Here is a 22,639-nt window from a genome sequence, read left to right on the forward strand (position 1 = left end):
CTCCTTTCTTAGAAAGTTCTATTAGTTTGCTTTTACAGCAGATTTTACTTTGATCAATTGTTTCTTAGGTCCAGGTACATTACCTTTCACTAGAAGCAAGTTGCGCTCAGCATCTACTTTTACGATTTCAAGGTTTTGAATCGTGATTTGTTCTCCACCCATACGTCCTGGTAGCAATTTACCTTTGAATACGCGGTTTGGATCAACTGGACCCATTGAACCTGGGCGACGGTGATAACGGCTACCGTGGGACATTGGTCCACGAGATTGGTTATGACGCTTGATCGCACCTTGGAATCCTTTACCTTTTGAAACTCCTGTTACATCCACTACATCTCCTGCAGCGAAAATATCAACTTTGACTTCCTGACCAACTTCGTACTCTTCTACGTTTACACCGCGGATTTCACGGATGAAGCGCTTAGGAGCAGTTTCAGCTTTAGCAACGTGGCCCTTTTCCGGCTTGTTGGAAAGCTTTTCGCGTTTGTCTTCAAAACCTACTTGGATCGCTTCATAGCCATCAACTTCGATAGATTTCTTTTGAAGAACAACGTTTTGAGCTGCCTCGATTACCGTTACAGGGATAAGATCACCGTTCTCAGCGAAAACTTGAGTCATACCGATCTTTCTTCCTAAGATTCCTTTGGTCATTAGTCACACCTCCTGTGATTATGTGTTTTATGTTTTAAAGTTTGATTTCGATATCTACACCAGACGGTAAGTCCAAACGCATAAGCGCATCAACTGTTTGTGGTGTTGGGTTTACAATGTCGATTAAGCGTTTGTGTGTACGCATTTCGAATTGCTCACGAGAGTCCTTGTATTTGTGCACAGCACGAAGAATTGTGTAAATAGACTTCTCTGTTGGAAGTGGGATCGGTCCTGAAACCGCCGCACCAGAACGTTTTGCTGTTTCAACAATCTTCTCAGCTGATTGATCAAGAATCCTGTGATCATAAGCCTTCAAACGGATACGAATCTTTTGTTTTGCCATTATTTTCCCTCCTTTTTCGCCTATTTTTAAATAGACATTCTCCACAGAAATTTCCCACACACTCGCCATGGCAAAGCGGCCGGGTGTGTCAGCAACCTTCTGTTTCATCGCAGTCAAAGACCAACATTGTCTATTATAACTAAAATACCCACGGAATGCAAGGGTTTCTTGCAACTTCTATAGGTTTTGCACACTTTCTCTATTATACAAACGATTCATGATGTTTTCAAGTCCGCACGGTATTTTCACAATATTTTAAGTAGAGATCCATCTTCCTTTTATGTAGTTGAGCAATCCGCATCTAGATCATCCACACTGTTATATAGAAGAAACTCATATGCTGGCTGAGGATTCTGCTTAATGACAAAATAAAAAGCCAGATGGAGGATATCCATCTGGCTTTAAAGTGAATCAATTATTTTTGGATTGAAGCTACAACGCCAGCTCCAACTGTACGTCCACCCTCACGGATAGAGAACTTAGTACCTTCTTCGATCGCGATTGGCGCGATTAGCTCAACAGTCATTTCGATGTTGTCGCCAGGCATAACCATTTCTACGCCTTCAGGAAGATTACAGATACCAGTTACGTCAGTTGTACGGAAGTAGAACTGTGGGCGGTAGTTAGTGAAGAATGGAGTGTGACGTCCACCCTCTTCTTTTGAAAGAACATAAACTTCAGCTTTAAAGTTAGTGTGTGGAGTGATTGTACCTGGTTTAGCAAGTACTTGTCCACGTTGGATGTCTTCACGTGCTACACCACGTAGAAGGGCACCGATGTTGTCACCAGCTTCAGCATAGTCAAGAAGCTTACGGAACATTTCAACACCTGTTACAGTAGTCTTTTTGTTCTCTTCAGCAATACCGATGATTTCAACTTCGTCACCGACTTTAACTTGTCCACGCTCAACACGACCAGTAGCAACTGTACCACGACCAGTGATTGAGAATACGTCCTCAACTGGCATCATGAATGGTTTTTCAGTGTCACGCTCTGGAGTTGGGATGTAAGAATCTACAGCTTCCATAAGTTCGAAGATTTTAGCTTCCCACTCAGCATCTCCTTCAAGAGCTTTAAGAGCAGAACCTTTGATTACTGGAATGTCATCACCAGGGAAGTCATACTCAGAAAGAAGGTCACGAACTTCCATTTCAACTAGTTCAAGAAGTTCTTCGTCATCTACCATGTCACATTTGTTCATGAATACAACAAGGTAAGGTACACCTACTTGACGAGAAAGAAGGATGTGCTCACGAGTTTGTGGCATTGGGCCATCAGCAGCAGATACTACTAGGATCCCACCATCCATTTGAGCAGCACCAGTGATCATGTTTTTAACATAGTCAGCATGTCCTGGGCAGTCAACGTGTGCATAGTGACGAGTATCAGTTTCGTACTCAACGTGTGCTGTAGAGATTGTGATTCCACGTTCTCTTTCTTCTGGAGCACCATCGATTTGGTCATAAGCCATTGCAGTTCCACGACCATACTTCTTGTGAAGAGTAGTTGTGATTGCAGCAGTTAGAGTTGTTTTACCATGGTCAACGTGACCGATTGTACCGATATTCGCATGTTGCTTGGAACGATCAAATTTTTCCTTACCCATTTGAAAATCCTCCTTTAATTTGAAAGAAAATTGGTTTATTCATTTAGTCCAGAAGTGGATGACTCCACTTCCGGGACAAGTAAAGCTTACAATTGTATTTATACTTTATTGAAAAGAATAAATCAATTATTCGCCTTTATTTTTTTTGATGATCTCTTCAGAGATTGACTTAGGTACTTCTTCGTAGTGGTCGAAGTGCATGGAGTATGTTCCGCGCCCTTGTGTATTAGAACGTAGGGACGTTGCATAACCAAACATTTCTGATAGAGGTACGAACGCTTTAACGACTTGAGCGTTACCGCGTGCTTCCATACCTTCTACGCGTCCACGACGGGAAGTAACGTCACCCATGATATCTCCAAGGTATTCCTCAGGGATAACAACCTCTACCTTCATCATTGGCTCAAGGATGACTGGCTTACATTTAGAAGCCGCATTCTTAAGGGCCATTGAAGCGGCGATTTTGAACGCCATTTCAGAGGAGTCAACGTCATGGTATGATCCGTCGAATAGTTTCGCTTTAACATCAACCAATGGGAATCCAGCAAGTACTCCGTTATCAAGAGCGTCTTCAAGACCAGCTTGAACAGCAGGGATGTATTCACGTGGAACAACACCACCGACGATTCCGTTCTCGAATTCGAAACCTTTACCTTCTTCGTTAGGTGCAAACTCGATCCAAACGTGTCCGAATTGACCGCGTCCACCAGATTGACGTGCGAACTTACCTTCAACGCGCGCAGTATCGCGGAACGTTTCACGGTAAGATACTTGAGGAGCTCCTACGTTTGCTTCTACTTTGAACTCGCGACGCATACGGTCAACGATGATGTCCAAGTGAAGCTCACCCATACCGGCGATGATTACTTGTCCAGTTTCCTGGTCAGTATGCGCACGGAATGTCGGATCTTCCTCTTGTAGTTTTTGAAGTGCAGTAGTCATCTTATCTTGGTCAGCCTTTGACTTAGGCTCAACAGATAGTGAGATAACCGGCTCTGGGAATACCATGGATTCGAGGATAACAAGGCTCTTCTCATCACATAGTGTGTCACCAGTACTTGTATCTTTAAGACCAACTGCAGCTGCGATATCTCCAGCATATACTTTAGAAATTTCTTCACGGCTGTTCGCATGCATTTGCAGGATACGTCCTACACGCTCACGCTTGCCTTTAGAAGAGTTTCGAACGTATGAACCTGACTCAAGGACACCAGAGTATACGCGGAAGAAAGTAAGCTTACCAACATAAGGGTCGGTTGCTACTTTGAACGCTAGTGCTGAGAATGGTGCTTCATCGCTTGATGGACGAGTCACTTCTTCTTCAGTATCTGGAACGAAACCTTTGATGTCAGCTACGTCAGTAGGAGCTGGAAGGTAATCGATAACGGCGTCAATCAACAATTGAACACCTTTGTTTTTGAAGGCAGATCCGCAGACAACCGGATAGAATTCAACAGTTAGCGTAGCGTTACGGATCGCTGTTTTCAATTCTTCGTTTGTCAGTTCTTCACCTTCAAGGTATTTCATCATGAGCTCTTCATCAAGTTCAGATACCGCTTCAATCAACTTGGCACGGTATTCGTCAGCTTGATCTTTGTACTCATCAGGAATTTCACGGTCTTCAGCGCGAGTTCCAAGATCATCTTCGTAGTAGTAAGCTTTCATTTCTACTAAGTCGATGATACCTTCGAAGTCATCTTCAGCTCCGATTGGAAGCTGGATAGGATGAGCATTCGCACCAAGGCGATCATGAAGTGTTCCTACAGAGTAAATGAAGTCAGCACCGATTTTATCCATCTTGTTGACGAATACTACACGAGGAACCCCGTAAGTAGTAGCTTGGCGCCAAACTGTTTCAGTTTGAGGCTCAACACCAGATTGAGCATCAAGTACCGCTACAGCACCATCAAGTACACGAAGTGAACGCTCAACTTCAACAGTGAAGTCTACGTGTCCCGGTGTATCGATGATGTTGATACGATGGCCTTTCCATTGAGCTGTTGTCGCAGCAGATGTGATCGTGATTCCACGCTCTTGCTCCTGCTCCATCCAGTCCATTTGAGAAGCACCTTCGTGAGTTTCTCCAATCTTATGGATACGACCAGTATAGAATAGGATACGCTCAGTAGCAGTTGTTTTACCGGCATCGATGTGAGCCATGATACCGATATTACGAGTGTTTTCTAAGGAGAACTCTCTTGCCATGTGGTCTTTCTCCTTCCTAATATAAAAATTAATGTGTTGGTCGGATTACCAGCGATAGTGAGCAAACGCTTTGTTCGCTTCAGCCATCTTATGTGTATCTTCACGCTTCTTAACAGAAGCACCAGTGTTGTTCGCTGCATCAAGGATTTCGTTAGCTAGACGCTCTTCCATCGTTTTCTCACCGCGAGAACGGGAATAGTTTACTAACCAGCGAAGTCCTAGAGTCGTACGACGCTCCGGACGAACCTCAACAGGAACTTGGTAGTTTGAACCACCTACACGACGAGCTTTTACTTCCAATACCGGCATGATATTTTTCAAAGCTGCATCGAATACTTCCATTGCATCTTTACCGCTGCGTTCTGCGATTAGATCAAACGCTGCGTATAGTTTCTTTTGTGCTTTACCGCGCTTACCGTCGATCATGATTTTGTTGATCAGACGAGTAACCAATTTAGAATTGTAAATCGGATCAGGTAAAACGTCTCTTTTTGCTACAGGGCCTTTACGTGGCATGGGATTTCCTCCTTTCAACGAGAAATGAATATGGTAGTTTTATTATTTTTTAGCTTTAGGGCGCTTAGTTCCGTATTTAGAACGTCCTTGCATACGACCGTCAACACCAGCTGTATCAAGAGCACCACGTACGATGTGATAACGTACCCCTGGTAAATCTTTTACACGTCCTCCACGGATAAGCACGACACTGTGCTCTTGAAGGTTGTGTCCGATACCAGGAATGTAAGCAGTAACCTCGATTCCGTTAGTCAAGCGAACACGTGCATATTTACGCAATGCGGAGTTCGGTTTTTTCGGAGTCATTGTACCAACACGAGTACATACACCACGTTTTTGTGGAGAAGACAAGTTAGTGTGCACTTTTTTGAAGCTGTTGTAGCCTTTGTTAAGTGCTGGTGATTTTGATTTTGTTGATTTAGACTGACGAGGTTTGCGAACTAATTGGTTAATAGTAGGCATTATGTTTTCCTCCCTTCTTAATTGGTAAGCCCACACATCCAGGTGGATCATTTTTGGGTAAAAGTAAAGCCTTTGCAGATCATCTCTACAAAAACTATTTTACTGTATTATCGCAACAGCTGCCGCCCCGACATCTATCCCGCACGATTTACCGAGTTTCTTCATCGAATCAACTTTGGTATAGGGTACGTTCAGATCGATTGCGGTCTGCAAAACGTTCGCGGTCACTTTGGGATCAGCATCTTCCGCTATGACTACTTCGGTTACCTGACCGGCTTTCAGAGCTTTCACTGCTTGCTTTGTTCCTACAATAACGTCTTTCGCCTGCGATACTTTTTCATAAGACATATCATATCCTCCAAAGTACAGGTTATTAATAGGAGCAACCTTGAATATATTATCATCTTCATATTCTAATGTCAACATCAGAACAAAAGATTTATAAAAGCCGACTCCCGGACGATGCGTCCAGGAGTCAGCTCCAAATCAATTAGTCGACAGTGACCGTCTCTTCAGATATTTCTTCAGATAGGACCTGTTCGGCTCTGCGGTAACGCTGCATGCCTGTTCCGGCTGGAACCAACTTACCGATGATGACATTTTCTTTCAATCCAAGGAGCTCATCGCGCTTACCTTTGATTGCGGCGTCTGTCAACACGCGGGTTGTTTCCTGGAACGAAGCTGCTGACAAGAAGGAATCCGTTTCAAGGGAAGCCTTCGTGATTCCAAGTAGGACAGGGCGTCCGGTTGCAGGTGTATCGCCTTTAAGCAATGCACTTTCGTTCGCGTCCCTGAACTGATGGATGTCCATGAGTGTTCCCGGAAGTACTTCCGTTTCACCGGCATCGATGACACGTACTTTACGGAGCATTTGTCGCACCATGACTTCAACGTGCTTATCTCCGATTTCAACCCCTTGCATACGGTAAACTTTCTGTACCTCACGCAATAGGTATTCCTGTACGGCACCGACGTCGCGTACTTTGAGAAGTTCCTTCGGATCGATGGAACCTTCTGTGATCTCTTGACCACGCAGCACCCGGTCATTCACTGCGAATTTCAGGCGGGCCGTGTAAGGAGCTGTGTAGTTCCTTGACTCGACATCACCTTGTACAGTGATTTCATATTGACGATCTTTTCCTTCTGTAATGGAAGTGATGACACCGTCCATTTCAGAAATGACCGCTTGACCTTTCGGGTTACGCGCTTCGAAGATTTCCTGGATACGTGGAAGACCTTGTGTGATATCGTCTCCTGCAACCCCACCGGTATGGAATGTACGCATTGTAAGCTGCGTTCCTGGTTCCCCGATAGATTGAGCGGCGATGATACCGACTGCTTCCCCGACTTCCACTTTTTGACCGGTTGCAAGGTTCGTACCGTAACATTTTTCACATACACCGTGACGGGTGTTACATGTGAAGGCAGAACGGATGGACACATGCTCGATACCTGCATCAACAATGGTTTTAGCCAGATCTTCGGTGATCAATTGATTTTCGTTCACAAGTATTTCATCTGTCTCAGGATGACGAAGTGTCTTACGTGAGTAACGACCGAGCAGACGCTCTTCAAGAGGTTCGATGATCTCTGTACCCTCTTTGATGGACCCGACAAGGAGTCCTCTGTCTGTGCCACAGTCTTCTTCACGTACGATGACATCTTGTGCCACGTCAACCAGACGACGGGTCAGGTAACCTGAGTCGGCTGTTTTCAGGGCTGTATCGGCAAGACCTTTACGCGCACCGTGAGTGGAGATGAAGTATTCAAGTACCGTCAGACCTTCACGGAAACTTGATTTGATCGGCAATTCGATGATACGTCCAGCCGGGTTGGCCATGAGTCCGCGCATACCGGCAAGCTGAGTGAAGTTAGATGCGTTACCACGGGCACCAGAGTCACTCATCATGAAGATCGGGTTGCGTTTATCCAACGTAGCCATCAATTTACCTTGAATGGTATCTTTAGCGGCACTCCAGATGGAGATGACGCGATCATATCTTTCCTCTTCGGTAATGAGACCGCGTTTGAATTGTTTCAAGACGTTATCCACTTTACCTTGAGCTTCAATCAGGATCTCCTCTTTTTCAGCAAGTACGACGATATCGGCGATACCGACCGTGATTCCTGCTTTAGTAGAGAATTTGAATCCGAGGTCCTTCATCTTATCAAGCATGCGGGAAGTTTCAGTGATGGCAAACTTCTTGAATACTTCAGCGATGATGTTTCCAAGGAATCCTTTTTTGAATGGATTGATCAATTCGCGCTCTTTGAACAGTGCTGGCACATCCGTTCCTGGGTTGACGAAGTATTTCTCCGGTGTTGCCACCTCGAGGTTCGTTTTCGTCGGTTCATTGATGAACGGGAATGTGTCAGGCAGGATTTCATTGAAGATTACCTTACCGACTGTTGTAACGAGCAGCTGTTTATTTTGTTGATCTGTGAACGTTTGGTTGTTGAGAGTTCCGGCATGGATCGCGATACGGGTATGAAGATGAGCAAAACCATTTTGGTATGCTAGCAATACTTCATTGGCATCATTGAAGATCATACCTTCACCTACAGCATCTTCACGCTCCAGGGTTAGATAATAGTTACCTAGTACCATATCCTGTGATGGTGTAACGACTGGCTTACCATCTTTCGGGTTCAGGATGTTCTGGGCAGCAAGCATGAGCATGCGCGCTTCTGCTTGTGCTTCAGAAGATAGTGGTACGTGGACCGCCATTTGGTCACCATCGAAGTCGGCGTTGTACGCAGTACATACGAGTGGGTGAAGACGGATCGCTCTACCTTCGACAAGGGTCGGTTCGAACGCTTGGATACCAAGTCGGTGAAGGGTAGGTGCACGGTTCAGAAGTACCGGATGCTCCTTGATGACGCCTTCTAGTACATCCCATACTTCAGGTTGTACGCGTTCGATCTTGCGTTTCGCACTCTTGATGTTGTGAGCAAGTCCACGCTCGACGAGTTCTTTCATGACGAAAGGCTTGAAGAGTTCAAGGGCCATCTCTTTCGGGAGACCACATTGGTACATTTTCAAGTTCGGTCCTACGACGATTACGGAACGGCCAGAGTAGTCAACACGCTTACCAAGAAGGTTTTGACGGAAACGTCCTTGCTTCCCTTTCAACATGTGAGAGAGGGATTTCAATGGACGGTTACCTGGTCCTGTTACCGGACGTCCGCGACGACCATTATCGATCAATGCATCGACTGCTTCTTGAAGCATACGCTTTTCGTTTTGAACGATGATGCTTGGAGCACCAAGGTCCAACAAGCGCTTCAGACGGTTGTTCCGGTTGATGACACGACGGTATAGATCATTGAGGTCGGATGTCGCAAAACGTCCACCGTCAAGCTGTACCATCGGGCGAAGTTCCGGTGGGATGACAGGAAGGACATCAAGGATCATCCAATCCGGATCATTCCCAGAACTCCTGAAGGATTCAACCACTTCAAGGCGTTTGATCGCACGTGTGCGGCGTTGCCCTTGTGCAGTCTTCAGTTCTTCTTTAAGGAAATCGGCTTCTTTATCAAGATCAAGATCTTGAAGAAGTTTTTTGATTGCTTCGGCACCCATGGCTGCATGGAATTTGACGCCGTATTTTTCACGGTATGCACGGTACTCTTTTTCAGAAAGCAATTGCTTCTTCTCAAGAGCCGTATCTCCCGGTTCTGTTACAACATAGGAAGCGAAGTAAATAACTTCTTCCAACGCCCTTGGGGACATGTCGAGGACAAGACCCATACGGCTTGGGATTCCTTTGAAGTACCAGATGTGTGATACAGGGGCAGCTAGTTCAATGTGACCCATGCGCTCACGGCGCACTTTCGCTTTAGTGACTTCGACGCCGCAGCGGTCACATACTACACCTTTATAACGGACGCGCTTGTATTTTCCGCAGTGACATTCCCAGTCCTTTGTAGGACCGAAGATACGCTCACAGAACAAACCGTCTTTTTCTGGTTTAAGTGTACGATAGTTGATCGTTTCAGGTTTTTTAACCTCCCCGAAAGACCACGAACGGATCTTATCGGGGGAAGCTAAACCAATCTTCATATATTCGAAATTATTCACATCTAGCAAGGGGCCTACCTCCCTTTTAATCTACAGGCTCTAACCCTTATTGCTCAAAATTTATTCTTTGGACCCTACTGTCTCGGACTGTTTTTCATTGGAGATGTTGAGTGTATCGGCTTGCTGGCCTTCCTCTTCATCTTCAAGATCGCGCATTTCGATCTCTTCTTCTGTGCTTGATAGCATTTTGACATCCATGCCCAGACTTTGAAGCTCTTTGATCAGAACCTTGAATGATTCTGGAACTCCCGGTTCAGGGACATTTTCACCTTTGACGATGGCTTCGTATGTTTTCACACGACCGACCACGTCATCCGATTTAACGGTAAGGATTTCTTGTAGCGTGTATGCAGCACCGTAAGCTTCAAGTGCCCATACCTCCATCTCACCGAAACGTTGCCCACCGAATTGTGCTTTACCACCAAGCGGTTGCTGGGTAACAAGTGAGTAAGGACCAGTTGAACGGGCATGCAGTTTATCGTCGACCATGTGAGCCAGCTTGATCATATACATGATTCCGACTGATACACGGTTATCGAACGGTTCACCTGTGCGGCCGTCGTAGAGGACCGTCTTGGCATCGCGTGCCATTCCGGCTTCTTCGATTGTAGCCCACACATCTTCCTCGCGTGCTCCATCGAATACTGGAGAAGCAACGTGGATGCCCAGGTATCTTGCTGCCATACCAAGGTGAAGCTCAAGCACCTGTCCGATATTCATACGTGATGGTACCCCTAGAGGGTTAAGCATGATATCGATCGGAGTTCCGTCAGGCAGGAACGGCATATCTTCTTCCGGAAGGATCCGGGAGATAACCCCTTTGTTACCGTGACGACCGGCCATTTTATCCCCTTCAGAAATCTTACGTTTCTGAACGATGTAAACGCGGACCAGCTGGTTCACTCCTGGTGGCAGTTCGTCTCCATCTTCACGATTGAAGACTTTCACGTCAAGAATGATTCCGCCGCCGCCGTGTGGTACACGGAGGGAAGTATCACGGACTTCACGTGCCTTCTCACCGAAGATGGCATGTAGAAGACGTTCTTCTGCTGTAAGCTCGGTCACACCTTTAGGCGTTACCTTACCGACTAGTAGGTCCCCGTCTTTCACTTCAGCACCGATACGGATGATTCCGCGCTCGTCAAGGTTGCGCAGTGCATCTTCCCCGACGTTCGGGATATCGCGGGTGATTTCTTCAGGTCCCAATTTCGTATCACGGGACTCTGATTCATATTCCTCGATATGAATGGATGTATACACATCGTCTTTTACAAGACGTTCGCTCATGATGATGGCATCTTCATAGTTGTAACCATCCCAAGTCATGAAGCCGACCATAACGTTTCGTCCAAGGGCCAATTCACCCTTCTCCATGGAAGGTCCATCAGCAAGGATTTCTCCTTTGACTACGCGGTCCCCTTCAGAGACGATCGGACGTTGGTTATAACAAGTTCCTTGATTGGAACGGATGAATTTTTGCATGCGGTACTTATCGAGGTCACCTTGTACTTCTTGACCGTCGATTTCTTTCACGCGGCGAACCCAAACCTGTTTCGCCTCGACTTTCTCTACGATCCCTTCATGTTTACAGATCACGGCAGCACCTGAGTCTTTGGCAGATACGTGTTCCATACCTGTTCCGACGATCGGTGATTCCGGATTCATAAGAGGTACCGCTTGACGCTGCATGTTCGCTCCCATAAGGGCACGGTTGGAGTCATCGTTCTCAAGGAACGGGATACATGCTGTCGCCGCTGAAACAACCTGTTTCGGAGATACGTCCATGTAGTCAAGACGTTCACGCTTGATGACCGTATTCTCGCCGCGGAAACGGGAGATGACTTCTTCATCAAGGAATGAACCATCTTCGTCAAGGCGCGCATTGGCCTGTGCGACTACATAGTTATCTTCCTCATCGGCAGTCAAGTAATCGATGCGATCGGTCACTTTGCCTGTTTCAGGGTCGACACGACGGTAAGGTGTTTCGATAAAGCCGAATTTATTCACTTTCGCAAATGATGAAAGTGAGTTGATCAGTCCGATATTCGGACCCTCCGGCGTTTCGATCGGACACATACGCCCATAGTGGGAATAGTGAACGTCACGTACTTCAAAGCCTGCACGTTCACGGGTCAAACCACCAGGCCCGAGGGCAGAAAGACGACGTTTATGCGTCAATTCACCAAGAGGGTTCGTTTGGTCCATGAACTGGGAAAGCTGAGAGCTACCGAAGAACTCTTTAATGGATGCAATAACAGGGCGGATGTTGATCAGCTGTTGAGGCGTGATCGTATTCGTATCCTGGATTGACATCCTTTCGCGAACCACACGCTCCATACGGGAAAGACCGATACGGAACTGGTTCTGAAGCAATTCACCAACTGAACGAAGGCGACGGTTACCGAGGTGATCGATATCATCCGTCAATCCCACTCCGTGAAGAAGGTTGAAGAAATACGAGATGGAAGAAATGATATCTGCCGGTGTGATGTATTTAATCTCTTCTTCTACGTAAGCGTTACTCGTTACAGTGATTTCGTGCTCCCCTTCATCGTTCGGAGAATAAATCTTCACCGATTGAAGAAGGATATCATCATCAAGCACACCGCCATTTTGCTGGTACGTCTTGAAACCGATGCCTTCTTCAAGATAAGGAATGATCTTATCAAGGGCACGGCGGTCAAGGACTGTTCCTTTTTCAGCCAGGATTTCACCTGTTTCCGGATCTGCAAGAGTTTCGGCCAGGGTCTGGTTGAACAAACGGTTTTTGATATGAAGCTTTTTGTTCATTTTATAGCGTCCAACGTTCGCTAAGTCATAGCGCTTAGGATCGAAGAAACGTGAAACGAGAAGGCTTTTCGCATTCTCTACTGTTGGCGGCTCTCCAGGACGGAGGCGCTCATAGATTTCGAGTAATGCTTTGTCGATGCCTTCTGTATTGTCTTTTTCAAGCGTGTTACGGATGTACTCGTTGTCACCGATCAGATCGATGATTTCTTGATCAGAGCCAAACCCAAGGGCACGTAAAAGAACCGTTACCGGCAGTTTGCGAGTTCTGTCAATTCGCACATATACTACATCTTTCGCATCTGTCTCATACTCAAGCCAAGCTCCGCGGTTTGGTATAACGGTAGCAGTGAACCCTTTCTTTCCGTTCTTATCTACTTTTCCACTGAAGTAGACACTAGGAGAACGGACGAGCTGAGAAACGATAACACGTTCCGCACCATTGATGACGAATGTACCTGTGTCGGTCATCAGTGGGAAATCACCCATAAATACGTCTTGATCCTTTACTTCTCCAGTTTCCTTATTAACAAGACGGACTTTCACCCTTAACGGAGCAGAGTATGTTACATCCCTCTCCTTTGATTCTTCCACCGAGTACTTTGGATCTCCAAGGCTGTAATCAATGAATTCCAAAGAAAGATTACCAGTAAAGTCCTCAATCGGAGAAATGTCGCGGAACATCTCTCTTAACCCCTCATCAAGAAACCATTGATACGAGGAAGTTTGAATTTCGATTAGATTCGGTAATTCTAAAACTTCACTGATACGCGCAAAACTTCTGCGTTGGCGGTGTCGTCCATACTGAACTAGTTGACCTGTCAACTGATTCACCCCTCAAATCAAGCGTTTTGGTTGTTCTATATGTCTTTGTGCAGTCATGCAAGTCTGCATAAGACAAAAAGAAAAAGGGTTTTAATGATAAAACCTCATTTTCATATGACGAACTATTATTTTATAATCTTTTCCAAATTATGCTCTAAGTATACATATAGGCATAATACCGGAAAATAATATTTTTGCATTTTATAATGTTATCATAGCAGAAATGCTACGTCAACGAATTTCTTTCACAGATCTCAGGATGTAGTACCCCTTCTTCTTCACGACCACTTCCACATTGGAAAATAACTCTTCCATTTTCTCCATGGCCGATGGCGCGCCCTGCTTCTTCTGGATCACGACCCATAGCTCGCCGTTTTCCGTCAGATGCTCTGCACTTTCTGTGAAAATCGCATGAACCGTTTCTTTACCTGCCCTTATTGGGGGATTGGTCAAGATCGCAGAGAACTTCTTCTCTTCTACTTGGTCAAATCGATCACTTCGGTAGATTTCCACATTTCCGATTCCATTGGCCTTGGCATTTTCAGATGCAAGAGAAAGCGCCCTTTCATTTACATCGATCATATGGACTTTCCTTTCGGGGAACTCTTTTGCAAGAGACAGCCCGATCGGACCATAGCCGCAACCCACATCAAGGACAGGACCTTCTACTCCGGCCGGTTCGAATGCATCGATCAGCACACGGGAGCCGAAATCGACTTCTTTCTTCGAAAAGACACCATGGTCGGTTTTGAACCGGAATGAGTGACCGCGAAGATCGAAGGTGAAGTGCTGGGGATCACTCCCGACTTCAGGATTTTGTGAATAATAGTGGTTTGTCACTGAAATCATCTCCTCTGATCTGCCTGACATATCGGGTCATGCAGGAATCCACCTGTGAGCACACGCCACACAGGTAAAAGCAAGAAAAAAGCCCGCCATGATAGCGAGCTTTTCTTCTATAAGTTGAATTACTTAACTTCTACGCCAGCTCCAACTTCTTCAAGTTTAGCTTTAAGTTCTTCAGCTTCCTCTTTAGAAATACCTTCTTTAAGTGGTTTTGGAGTGTTATCAACAACTTCTTTCGCTTCTTTAAGGCCAAGACCTGTGATTTCGCGAACGACTTTGATGACTTTGATTTTTTGAGCTCCAGCGCTCTCAAGGATAACGTCGAATTCAGTTTTTTCAGCAGCAGCTTCTCCGCCACCAGCAGCTACAGCTACAGGTGCAGCAGCAGTTACTCCGAATTCTTCTTCGATTGCTTTAACTAGGTCGTTTAGTTCAAGAACTGACATTTCTTTGATCGCGTCAATGATTTGCTCTTTACTCATTTTATATTTCCTCCTTGTTATGGTTCGTTATTGGTTTGGTTAAACGGCTTGCTTTAACTTACGCGCCTTGCTCTTCTTTTTGATCGGCAACGGCTTTTGTAGCCAACGCGAAGTTGCGCATTGGTGCTTGAAGCACGCTGAGTAGCATAGAAAGAAGTCCTTCGCGGCTTGGAAGTTCAGCGATTGCTTTAACATCCTCAACGGAAGTGATTTGACCTTCGATGACACCCGCTTTGATTTCAAGGTTTTCGTGATCTTTCGCGAATGCGTTAAGGATCTTGGCAGGAGCTACAACTTCTTCCGTGCTGAACGCGATTGCGTTTGGACCAGTTAGGAATTCGTTAAGACCTTCAAGACCTGCTTCAGCAGCTGCACGACGTGTCATTGTGTTTTTGTACACTTTGAAGTCGATTCCAGCTTCGCGAAGTTGTTTACGAAGTTCAGTTACTTCGGAAACATCAAGTCCACGATAGTCAACAATGATTGTTGACACACTGTTTTTTAGTTTGTCAGAGATTTCTCCGACGATGTGTTGCTTTTGCTCTAGAATGCTGCTCATCATTACACCTCCTGTAGATTTACTGATGAACATTCATACCGTCATCCAATAAAAGATGCCCTTGCATCGGGTAGACACAAGGGCATTGCAAACACGCCGGAAGCATGTATTTTATCGCAATTACCTCGGTAGGGGATTAAGCCGTTGAAGGCTCCTACTGTCTACGGTACAAATGTATTCATTTTTCACAACAGGACTAATTATAACCATTAGCCTGCGGCAAGTCAATGCCAAATATTACTTAACAGCGAAAGTTGAAGGATCGACTTTAACGCCAGGTCCCATTGTAGAAGTTACGGAAACGTTCTTCACGTAAGTTCCTTTTGCTGCAGCAGGTTTAGCTTTAAGCATTGTGTCATACATCGTAGCAAAGTTTTCAACAAGCTTTTCGTTGTCGAAAGATACTTTACCAACCGGTACGTGTACGTTACCAGCTTTGTCAGCACGGTACTCAACTTTACCAGCTTTGATTTCGTTGACAGCTTTTTCAACGTCGAATGTAACAGTTCCAGTTTTAGGGTTTGGCATAAGGCCTTTTGGTCCCAATACGCGACCAAGCTTACCAACTTCACCCATCATGTCTGGAGTTGCAACGATTACGTCGAACTCGAACCAACCTTGGTTGATTTTGTTGATAAGGTCTGCATCACCTACGAAGTCAGCGCCAGCAGCTTCTGCTTCTTTTGCTTTTTCGCCTTTAGCGAATACAAGAACCTTTTGAGTTTTACCAGTACCGTGTGGAAGCACGACTGCTCCACGGATCTGCTGGTCGTTTTTACGAGTATCTACACCTAAGCGGAACGCTACTTCAACAGTTGCGTCAAACTTAGCGAAGTTTGTTTTCTTAACTAGTTCGATTGCTTCTTCAACTGAATAAGCAGTAGTACGATCTACTAGCTTTTGAGCTTCAAGAAACTTCTTGCCTTTTTTAGCCATTTTGAATATCCTCCTCATTGTGGTTTTAGCGGAATAACCTCCCACGAAATAAGGTTGCGAGAGTGAAACGTACATTTCATCATCGCAACCTCAGTCAACAGGAATCTGTTCGGTAGCAGGGATTAGTCTTCGATGACGATTCCCATGCTGCGTGCAGTTCCTTCTACCATGCGCATAGCTGATTCAACGCTAGCTGCATTCAGGTCAGGCATTTTTGATTCAGCAATTTCACGTACTTTATCGCGTTTAAGTGTTGCCACTTTTTTGCTGTTCGGTTCGCCTGAACCAGACTCGATACCAGCTGCTTTCTTAAGCAATACAGCAGCAGGTGGAGTTTTAGTGATGAATGTAAATGAACGGTCTTCAAAAACCGTGATTTCAACAGGAATGATTAAGCCAGCTTGATCGGCTGTGCGAGCATTGAATTCCTTACAGAATCCCATGATGTTAACACCTGCTTGACCTAGTGCAGGACCAACTGGTGGAGCTGGATTAGCTTTACCGGCAGGAATCTGCAATTTAACCATTTTGATAACTTTTTTAGCCACGAGACACACCTCCTTAAGTCCGTGATGTGGTTATTGGGTTGTACACCCTCCCACTCATGTAAAAAATGTCTTTATCAACATAAAGAACGTCTATTAGGTTCAGTGGCTCTCGTCGAGACGCACTGACTTATGAAATAGTATCATTTTTTCAGAGTGATTTCAAGTTCTTTTCCATTATAATTTATCGACTTGAGAGAAATCAAGTTCAACCGGCGTATCGCGGCCAAACATATTGACGTGCACTTTGAGCTTCGTTTTGGAAGAATCGATCTCTTCGATCGTCCCGGTGAAGTTTGCGAATGGACCTTCGTTGACCTTGACTGTTTCGCCAAGCTCGTAGTCCACTTCCACTTTCTTCTCGCTCATGCCCATCTGTTTCAACAGATTGGTCACTTCTTCCGGAAGAAGAGCTGTCGGCTTGGAGCCGGATCCCGATGAACCGACGAAGCCGGTCACACCCGGAGTATTCCGCACGACATACCATGAATCATCCGTCATGACGATCTCGACGATGACATAGCCTGGGAATACCTTCTTTTTGATTACTTTTTTCTTGCCGTTCTTGATGTCTGTCTCTTCCTCTTCAGGCACGATGACACGGAAGATCTTATCTTGCATCCCCATGGTTTCTACGCGCTTTTCCAGGTTGGCTTTGACTTTGTTCTCATATCCTGAATACGTGTGGACCACATACCAATTCTTTTCCATATGTTAGGACTCTCCAGTCCGTCCCTCCTCGCTTTGTAAGAATACACTTCCATCATCTCTTTCAGACAATGTAAAAAACCCGTAAAAGATAACGGGCTCAAAGGTCAGTACTCTATTATCGTCCATTATACCATGCTTTGACGGTATATATACAGGTAAATCTCTGTTTCTTTATTTTGAATCGATGAGGACTCGCATGAGTTCTGATATACCAAGGTCGATCACCGTGAAGAACAGGGCAAATACGACAACGGTCGTGATAACCGTGATGGTATAGCGCGTCAGCTCTTTGCGGGACGGCCAGCTAACCTTCCTCATTTCCGATGCTACGTTGCGAAAGAATTTAAACATCCGTTAGTAACCTCCAACTAGTATCAATGCTGTAGAGTTCCGTCCCCATCATTTTGTTTCCTTGTGAAGGGTGTGGGAATTGCACGTATTACAGAACTTCTTTAATTCTAATCGAACGGACTGATTCTGCTTGCCGGGAACGCTGTAGTTCCGCGATCCGCAAACGGTACAGGCCAGTATTAATTTCTTTGTCATCCTATCACCCGGTCCGGACCCTGTTCGGTCCATATTAAGTCCTATCAAAAATAACACGGTCACCAAATTGTGTCAATACGGTTACATGGTTATTTCCCGGACTTCCAAGTAGCGTTCAAGCTTCCGCTTCACGCGTTGCAATGCGTTGTCGATGGACTTCACGTGGCGGTTCAACTCTTCTGAGATTTCCTGGTAGGATTGCCCGTCAAGATACAATGCGAGCACCTTCCGTTCAAGATCACTCAGGAGCTCGGCCATCTTATCTTCCATATTATCGAATTCTTCACGGTTGATGATGAGAGCTTCAGGATCCATGACTTTCGCACCTGAGATGACATCGAGCAGCGTTCTGTCCGATTCGTCATCATAAATCGGCTTGTCCAATGACACGTAGGAATTGAGCGGTATGTGTTTCTGTCTAGTGGCTGTCTTGATGGCTGTTATGATCTGTCGGGTGATGCACAGTTCCGCAAACGCCTTGAAAGAGGTTAGCTTGTCCTCCCTGTAGTCGCGGATGGCCTTATAAAGGCCGATCATCCCCTCCTGCACGATATCTTCTTTATCTGCACCGATCAGGAAGTAGGAACGTGCTTTCGCCCTAACGAAATTGCGATATTTCTTAATCAAATAATCCAGCGCTTCGCTATGACCCTGATGAACCGCTTCTATGATTGCTTCGTCATCCATTGTCACCAATTTCTCGTCAAATGCTTCTGTCCTGGTGATATTGCTCACAGACATCCCCCCGCGCGTAGCAATAGATAGAAATATTATACATGACAGAAAATTCAATCGTCAACCGGTCATCGTTCCCCGCGCCGCCATTTCTCAAAGATTTCAGCGACTTCATTCGACAACGGTATCTTCGTAGGGGGCTTTCGGTCTGTCGAATTTCGTACTTTTTTTTCGATTTTCTTTTCGATGGCATTTACTTCGTTCAGAAGTTCCCTGGCCGATTTCCGCAGGGCTCCCTGACCGAATATCGCCCACTGCTCCGTGAAGTCAGACGTCGCTACATGGATCTGCGTCTTGATGTTGTTGAGCTCGATGGCGAGTTTCTCGATCCGCTCATCTGCCGTCTCATTCTCTTTGGTGAAGATCACTTCCACCTTGTAGTTGTTGTATTTCCTTGCGATTCCCTGCACGTAATAGGCGTCAAAAATGACGATCACCCGATAGCCGGTATACCCTTGGTATTCAGCCATCTGTTCCACCAGGCGGTCCCTGGCAGCCGACAAGTCCTTCTTCTTCAGCTCGTTCAGCTCGTGCCAGGCACCGATGATGTTATATCCGTCCACTAGGAGAATGTCCATGGCTATTCTCCCAGCGGGTGGCGAGTGCGGTGAACCTCATACATTAAAATACTGGCTGCCACCGAGGCATTCAATGATGTCACATGTCCGACCATCGGCAGTTGGACAAGGAAGTCGCATTTATCCCTCAGGATCCTGCTCATCCCCTTGCCTTCGCTCCCGATGATCAAACCGATGGGAAGCGTACCGTCGAGCCTGCGGTAGTCCTGACTGCCCTTGGCATCCGTACCGGCGATCCATACACCGCGGTCCTTCAGTTCCTCGACTGCACGTGACAGGTTGGTGACCCGTGCCACGGGGATATGTTCAATGGCCCCGGTGGACGCTTTGGCCACCGTCGACGTTAAACCGACTGCGCGCCGCTTCGGAATGATGATCCCGTGTGCACCTGAAGCATCGGCGGTCCGCATGATGGAGCCAAGATTATGTGGATCTTCAAGCTCGTCCAAGATCAGAAAGAAAGGATCCTCCCCCTTTTCCTGTGCCTTCTTGAAGAGATCATCGATTTCTGCATACTGATAAGCTGCAACCGATGCAACGACACCCTGATGATTGTCGGGAACCATTTGTTCAATTTTCTTCTTCGGTACGAACTGGACCAGGATATTGGAGTCCTTCGCCAGACCGATGACCTGCTGCATCGATCCCTTCTGCGACCCCTCCTGGATCCAAATCTTGTTGATATCCCGCCCCGACTTCAATGCTTCAATGACGGGGTTACGTCCTCCAATAAAATCTAATTCGTTACTCATGCTCTTTCCTCCTTTCCTTTTTGTTCAAAGATCAACGTGATCAGTTCCTCCAGCCGCTCGATGCGATTCTGAAGGAAAAGAAATCCGAGCAGCGCTTCAAAAGCGGTACTATGCTTATACGTCTGCACATCTGTATTCTTGGGGGTGGTGCCGGATTTCGCATTCCTTCCCCGTTTGACGACCAGGACTTCCTCTTCAGAGAGGAGCTCTTCCTCGAACAGCCACTTGAGGATTGCCGCCTGTGATTTTGCCGATACATAGCTCGTGGCGGCCCGGTGAAGCTGATTGGGCTTGACCCTTCCTTTGGTGAGGAGGAGCTGCCGCACATACGTTTCATACACGGCATCCCCCATATAGGCCAAGGCCAATGGATTCATTTGTTTCGCATCGATGTGCTCATTCGTTTCGTACAGCATCCTCAACCTCTTTTCCAGCGTGTGCCTTGAGGAGTGTCTTCGAGGATGATATTCCGCGCTTTCAACGTATCACGGATTTCATCTGCCAATTGGAAGTCACGGTCTTTACGTGCTTGAAGCCGCTTCTCGATCAGCTCATCGATCTCTTCATCTACAAGTTCTTCACTGGCAGCAAGGGAGAGCCCGAGTACGCTGAAGAACTCTTGGAACTTGGCGAGGAATGAATCAATGACGGCTGTCGAGGTGTTCTTTTCCATGAGGTAGTAGTTCGCCTGCCGGGAAAGTTCGAACAGGGAGGAGATTCCATTCGCCGTATTGAAGTCATCGTCCATCGCTTCGATGAATTGGTTCTTGAGAGCCGAGACCTTGCCGAACCATTCTTGATCGTGATCTGCAAGATTGGCACTCGTTTCCTTGCGATGCTGGAGATTATCATACGAGGTGCGGATACGGTCAAGGGCCGTCTTCGCGTTCTCCAGCAGCTCCAAGTTATAGTTGATCGGATGGCGGTAATGGACCGACAGCATGAAGAAACGCAGCACTTGCGGGTCGTGTTCCTTGATGATGTCGTGGACCAATACAAAGTTCCCCAAGGACTTCGACATTTTTTCGTTATCGATATTGATATATCCGTTATGAAGCCAGTATTTCGCGAAAGGTTTTCCGGTCAGGGCTTCTGACTGGGCAATCTCATTTTCGTGATGGGGGAATGTAAGATCCTGTCCGCCTGCGTGGATATCGATCGTATCCCCGAGGTAGCGCTTCGCCATGGCCGAGCACTCGATATGCCAGCCGGGACGGCCATGTCCCCAAGGACTATCCCAGGAGATTTCCCCTTCTTTCGCTGACTTCCACAGGACGAAGTCGAGTTCGTCTTCTTTTTTATCACCCACGTCGATACGCGCTCCGACTTTCAACTCGTCTACGGACTGATGGGATAGCTTCCCGTATCCGTCAAACTTCCTTGTGCGGTAGTATACATCGCCTTGGGATTCATAGGCGAACCCTTTGTCAACAAGGGCCGAGATGAATTCAATGATGGTATCGATGTTATCCGTCACGGTCGGGTGGATATCGGCTTTCTGGCATCCGAGAGCCCCGGTGTCTTCAAAGTATGCGTCGATGAAACGCTTGGCGATCGTCGGTACCTCTTCACCAAGCTCGTTGGCTGCCTTGATGAGCTTATCGTCGACATCGGTGAAGTTTGAGACGAATTTCACATCATAGTCCCGATACTCCAAGTAGCGGCGTACCGTATCGAATACGATGGCCGGCCGGGCATTCCCGATGTGGATGTAGTTGTAGACCGTTGGTCCGCACACGTACATCTTGACCTTCCCTTCTTCAAGGGGCTTGAATTCTTCCTTCTGTCTAGTAAGTGTATTATATAAACGGATCGTCAAGACGATCGACTCCTTCCATGTTCCTCTTGTAATAGACTCCTGAGTTCTTCGATTTCTGATTGCAGCTGTTTGATGCGGTCATTGATCGGATCCGGCAGGTCACAGTGGTTCAGGTCCTTCTGGATCTTCACCCCGTCCTGTATCACGACTTTCCCCGGGATGCCCACGACAGTGGAGTTCGGTGGGACATCCTTCAAGACGACCGATCCTGCCCCTACTTTAGAATTTTCCCCAACTACGATGGAACCTAATACTTTTGCTCCTGTCGCAATGAGGGCATTGTCCCTTATCGTAGGGTGCCGCTTCCCTTTCTCTTTACCCGTACCCCCGAGTGTGACGCCCTGGAAAAGGGTGACGTTGTCCCCGATCTCACACGTCTCGCCGATGACCACTCCCATCCCGTGGTCGATGAAGAACCGGCGGCCTATCTTGGCGCCGGGGTGGATCTCCACTCCGGTGAAGAAGCGGCTGATCTGAGAAATCACACGGGCGAGGAAAAAGAATCTCCGTTTGAAAAATGCGTGGGCGACCCTGTGGGCCCAGATGGCATGCAGTCCCGAGTACGTAAGGACCACTTCGAAATAATTCCTCGCGGCCGGATCCTGATCGAACACGACATCGATGTCTTCTTTGAATGTCTTGAACATTCCATCC

At 46.5% G+C, this 22,639-nt stretch carries 23 protein-coding genes and 1 other annotated feature; all 23 genes read right to left on the reverse strand.

Annotated elements, in window-relative coordinates; genetic code table 11:
- Positions 1 to 21: 21 nt before the first annotated feature.
- Positions 22 to 651, reverse strand: a complete 630-nt coding sequence (gene rplC, locus AF331_RS21195; RefSeq protein ID WP_048007608.1) for a 50S ribosomal protein L3 — start codon at positions 649 to 651, stop codon at positions 22 to 24.
- 34 nt (positions 652 to 685) lie between these two features.
- Entirely contained in the window at positions 686 to 994 is a 309-nt protein-coding gene (rpsJ, locus tag AF331_RS21200) for a 30S ribosomal protein S10 (RefSeq protein ID WP_034676072.1), read from the reverse strand.
- A gap of 415 nt (positions 995 to 1,409) precedes the next feature.
- Positions 1,410 to 2,600: an elongation factor Tu gene (gene tuf / locus AF331_RS21205; RefSeq protein WP_053429952.1), complete on the reverse strand. Its 1,191-nt coding sequence runs from the start codon at positions 2,598 to 2,600 to the stop codon at positions 1,410 to 1,412.
- 126 nt (positions 2,601 to 2,726) lie between these two features.
- Entirely contained in the window at positions 2,727 to 4,805 is a 2,079-nt protein-coding gene (gene fusA, locus AF331_RS21210) for an elongation factor G (RefSeq protein WP_053429953.1), read from the reverse strand.
- A gap of 45 nt (positions 4,806 to 4,850) precedes the next feature.
- On the reverse strand, positions 4,851 to 5,321 hold the full coding sequence (gene rpsG / locus AF331_RS21215) for a 30S ribosomal protein S7 (protein ID WP_048007605.1): 471 nt from the start codon (positions 5,319 to 5,321) through the stop codon (positions 4,851 to 4,853).
- Between the two features lie 42 nt (positions 5,322 to 5,363).
- Positions 5,364 to 5,783 carry a 30S ribosomal protein S12 gene (gene rpsL, locus AF331_RS21220; protein ID WP_048007604.1) on the reverse strand — a complete coding sequence of 140 codons (420 nt, stop codon included), beginning with the start codon at positions 5,781 to 5,783 and terminating at the stop codon, positions 5,364 to 5,366.
- Between the two features lie 99 nt (positions 5,784 to 5,882).
- Positions 5,883 to 6,131, reverse strand: a complete 249-nt coding sequence (locus AF331_RS21225; protein ID WP_053429954.1) for a 50S ribosomal protein L7ae-like protein — start codon at positions 6,129 to 6,131, stop codon at positions 5,883 to 5,885.
- A gap of 142 nt (positions 6,132 to 6,273) precedes the next feature.
- On the reverse strand, positions 6,274 to 9,873 hold the full coding sequence (gene rpoC, locus AF331_RS21230) for a DNA-directed RNA polymerase subunit beta' (protein ID WP_053429955.1): 3,600 nt from the start codon (positions 9,871 to 9,873) through the stop codon (positions 6,274 to 6,276).
- A 51-nt stretch (positions 9,874 to 9,924) separates the two neighbouring features.
- Positions 9,925 to 13,476, reverse strand: a complete 3,552-nt coding sequence (gene rpoB / locus AF331_RS21235) for a DNA-directed RNA polymerase subunit beta (RefSeq protein ID WP_053429956.1) — start codon at positions 13,474 to 13,476, stop codon at positions 9,925 to 9,927.
- A gap of 231 nt (positions 13,477 to 13,707) precedes the next feature.
- A complete protein-coding gene (locus tag AF331_RS21240) occupies positions 13,708 to 14,316 on the reverse strand; it encodes a class I SAM-dependent methyltransferase (RefSeq protein ID WP_053429957.1) in 609 nt (202 codons plus the stop codon).
- A gap of 128 nt (positions 14,317 to 14,444) precedes the next feature.
- Positions 14,445 to 14,804, reverse strand: a complete 360-nt coding sequence (gene rplL, locus AF331_RS21245) for a 50S ribosomal protein L7/L12 (protein ID WP_048007601.1) — start codon at positions 14,802 to 14,804, stop codon at positions 14,445 to 14,447.
- A gap of 58 nt (positions 14,805 to 14,862) precedes the next feature.
- On the reverse strand, positions 14,863 to 15,363 hold the full coding sequence (rplJ, locus tag AF331_RS21250) for a 50S ribosomal protein L10 (protein WP_048007600.1): 501 nt from the start codon (positions 15,361 to 15,363) through the stop codon (positions 14,863 to 14,865).
- 42 nt (positions 15,364 to 15,405) lie between these two features.
- Positions 15,406 to 15,548 (reverse strand) — a sequence feature (ribosomal protein L10 leader region).
- Between the two features lie 52 nt (positions 15,549 to 15,600).
- Complete coding sequence (gene rplA, locus AF331_RS21255) at positions 15,601 to 16,299, reverse strand: 50S ribosomal protein L1 (RefSeq protein ID WP_048007599.1); 699 nt, start codon at positions 16,297 to 16,299, stop codon at positions 15,601 to 15,603.
- Between the two features lie 122 nt (positions 16,300 to 16,421).
- A complete protein-coding gene (gene rplK / locus AF331_RS21260; RefSeq protein ID WP_048007598.1) occupies positions 16,422 to 16,847 on the reverse strand; it encodes a 50S ribosomal protein L11 in 426 nt (141 codons plus the stop codon).
- Between the two features lie 174 nt (positions 16,848 to 17,021).
- Complete coding sequence (gene nusG / locus AF331_RS21265) at positions 17,022 to 17,555, reverse strand: transcription termination/antitermination protein NusG (protein ID WP_048007597.1); 534 nt, start codon at positions 17,553 to 17,555, stop codon at positions 17,022 to 17,024.
- Between the two features lie 171 nt (positions 17,556 to 17,726).
- Positions 17,727 to 17,906, reverse strand: coding sequence for a preprotein translocase subunit SecE (gene secE, locus AF331_RS21270; RefSeq protein ID WP_053429958.1), 180 nt, complete (start codon positions 17,904 to 17,906; stop codon positions 17,727 to 17,729).
- Between the two features lie 48 nt (positions 17,907 to 17,954).
- Positions 17,955 to 18,101: a 50S ribosomal protein L33 gene (gene rpmG / locus AF331_RS22085; RefSeq protein WP_079513658.1), complete on the reverse strand. Its 147-nt coding sequence runs from the start codon at positions 18,099 to 18,101 to the stop codon at positions 17,955 to 17,957.
- A gap of 81 nt (positions 18,102 to 18,182) precedes the next feature.
- Positions 18,183 to 18,788 carry an RNA polymerase sporulation sigma factor SigH gene (gene sigH, locus AF331_RS21275; protein WP_370294868.1) on the reverse strand — a complete coding sequence of 202 codons (606 nt, stop codon included), beginning with the start codon at positions 18,786 to 18,788 and terminating at the stop codon, positions 18,183 to 18,185.
- Between the two features lie 116 nt (positions 18,789 to 18,904).
- Positions 18,905 to 19,414, reverse strand: coding sequence for an NYN domain-containing protein (locus AF331_RS21280; RefSeq protein ID WP_048007594.1), 510 nt, complete (start codon positions 19,412 to 19,414; stop codon positions 18,905 to 18,907).
- A 2-nt stretch (positions 19,415 to 19,416) separates the two neighbouring features.
- Positions 19,417 to 20,166 (reverse strand): 23S rRNA (guanosine(2251)-2'-O)-methyltransferase RlmB, encoded by a 750-nt coding sequence (gene rlmB, locus AF331_RS21285; RefSeq protein WP_053429959.1) that lies wholly within the window; start codon positions 20,164 to 20,166, stop codon positions 19,417 to 19,419.
- The gene (locus AF331_RS21290) at positions 20,163 to 20,582 is read right to left on the reverse strand and encodes a Mini-ribonuclease 3 (RefSeq protein WP_053429960.1); all 420 of its coding nucleotides are present in this window, start codon (positions 20,580 to 20,582) and stop codon (positions 20,163 to 20,165) included. The genes rlmB and AF331_RS21290 overlap by 4 nt, the downstream gene beginning before the upstream one ends.
- Before the next feature lie 2 nt (positions 20,583 to 20,584).
- Positions 20,585 to 21,985 (reverse strand): cysteine--tRNA ligase, encoded by a 1,401-nt coding sequence (cysS, locus tag AF331_RS21295; RefSeq protein WP_053429961.1) that lies wholly within the window; start codon positions 21,983 to 21,985, stop codon positions 20,585 to 20,587.
- Positions 21,982 to 22,632, reverse strand: a complete 651-nt coding sequence (gene cysE / locus AF331_RS21300; RefSeq protein WP_053429962.1) for a serine O-acetyltransferase — start codon at positions 22,630 to 22,632, stop codon at positions 21,982 to 21,984. Before cysE ends, cysS begins: the two co-directional genes overlap by 4 nt.
- Positions 22,633 to 22,639 lie beyond the last annotated feature (7 nt).

It is taken from the genome of Rossellomorea marisflavi, assembly GCF_001274775.1.
Classification (GTDB): Bacteria; Bacillota; Bacilli; order Bacillales; family Bacillaceae_B; genus Rossellomorea; species Rossellomorea marisflavi.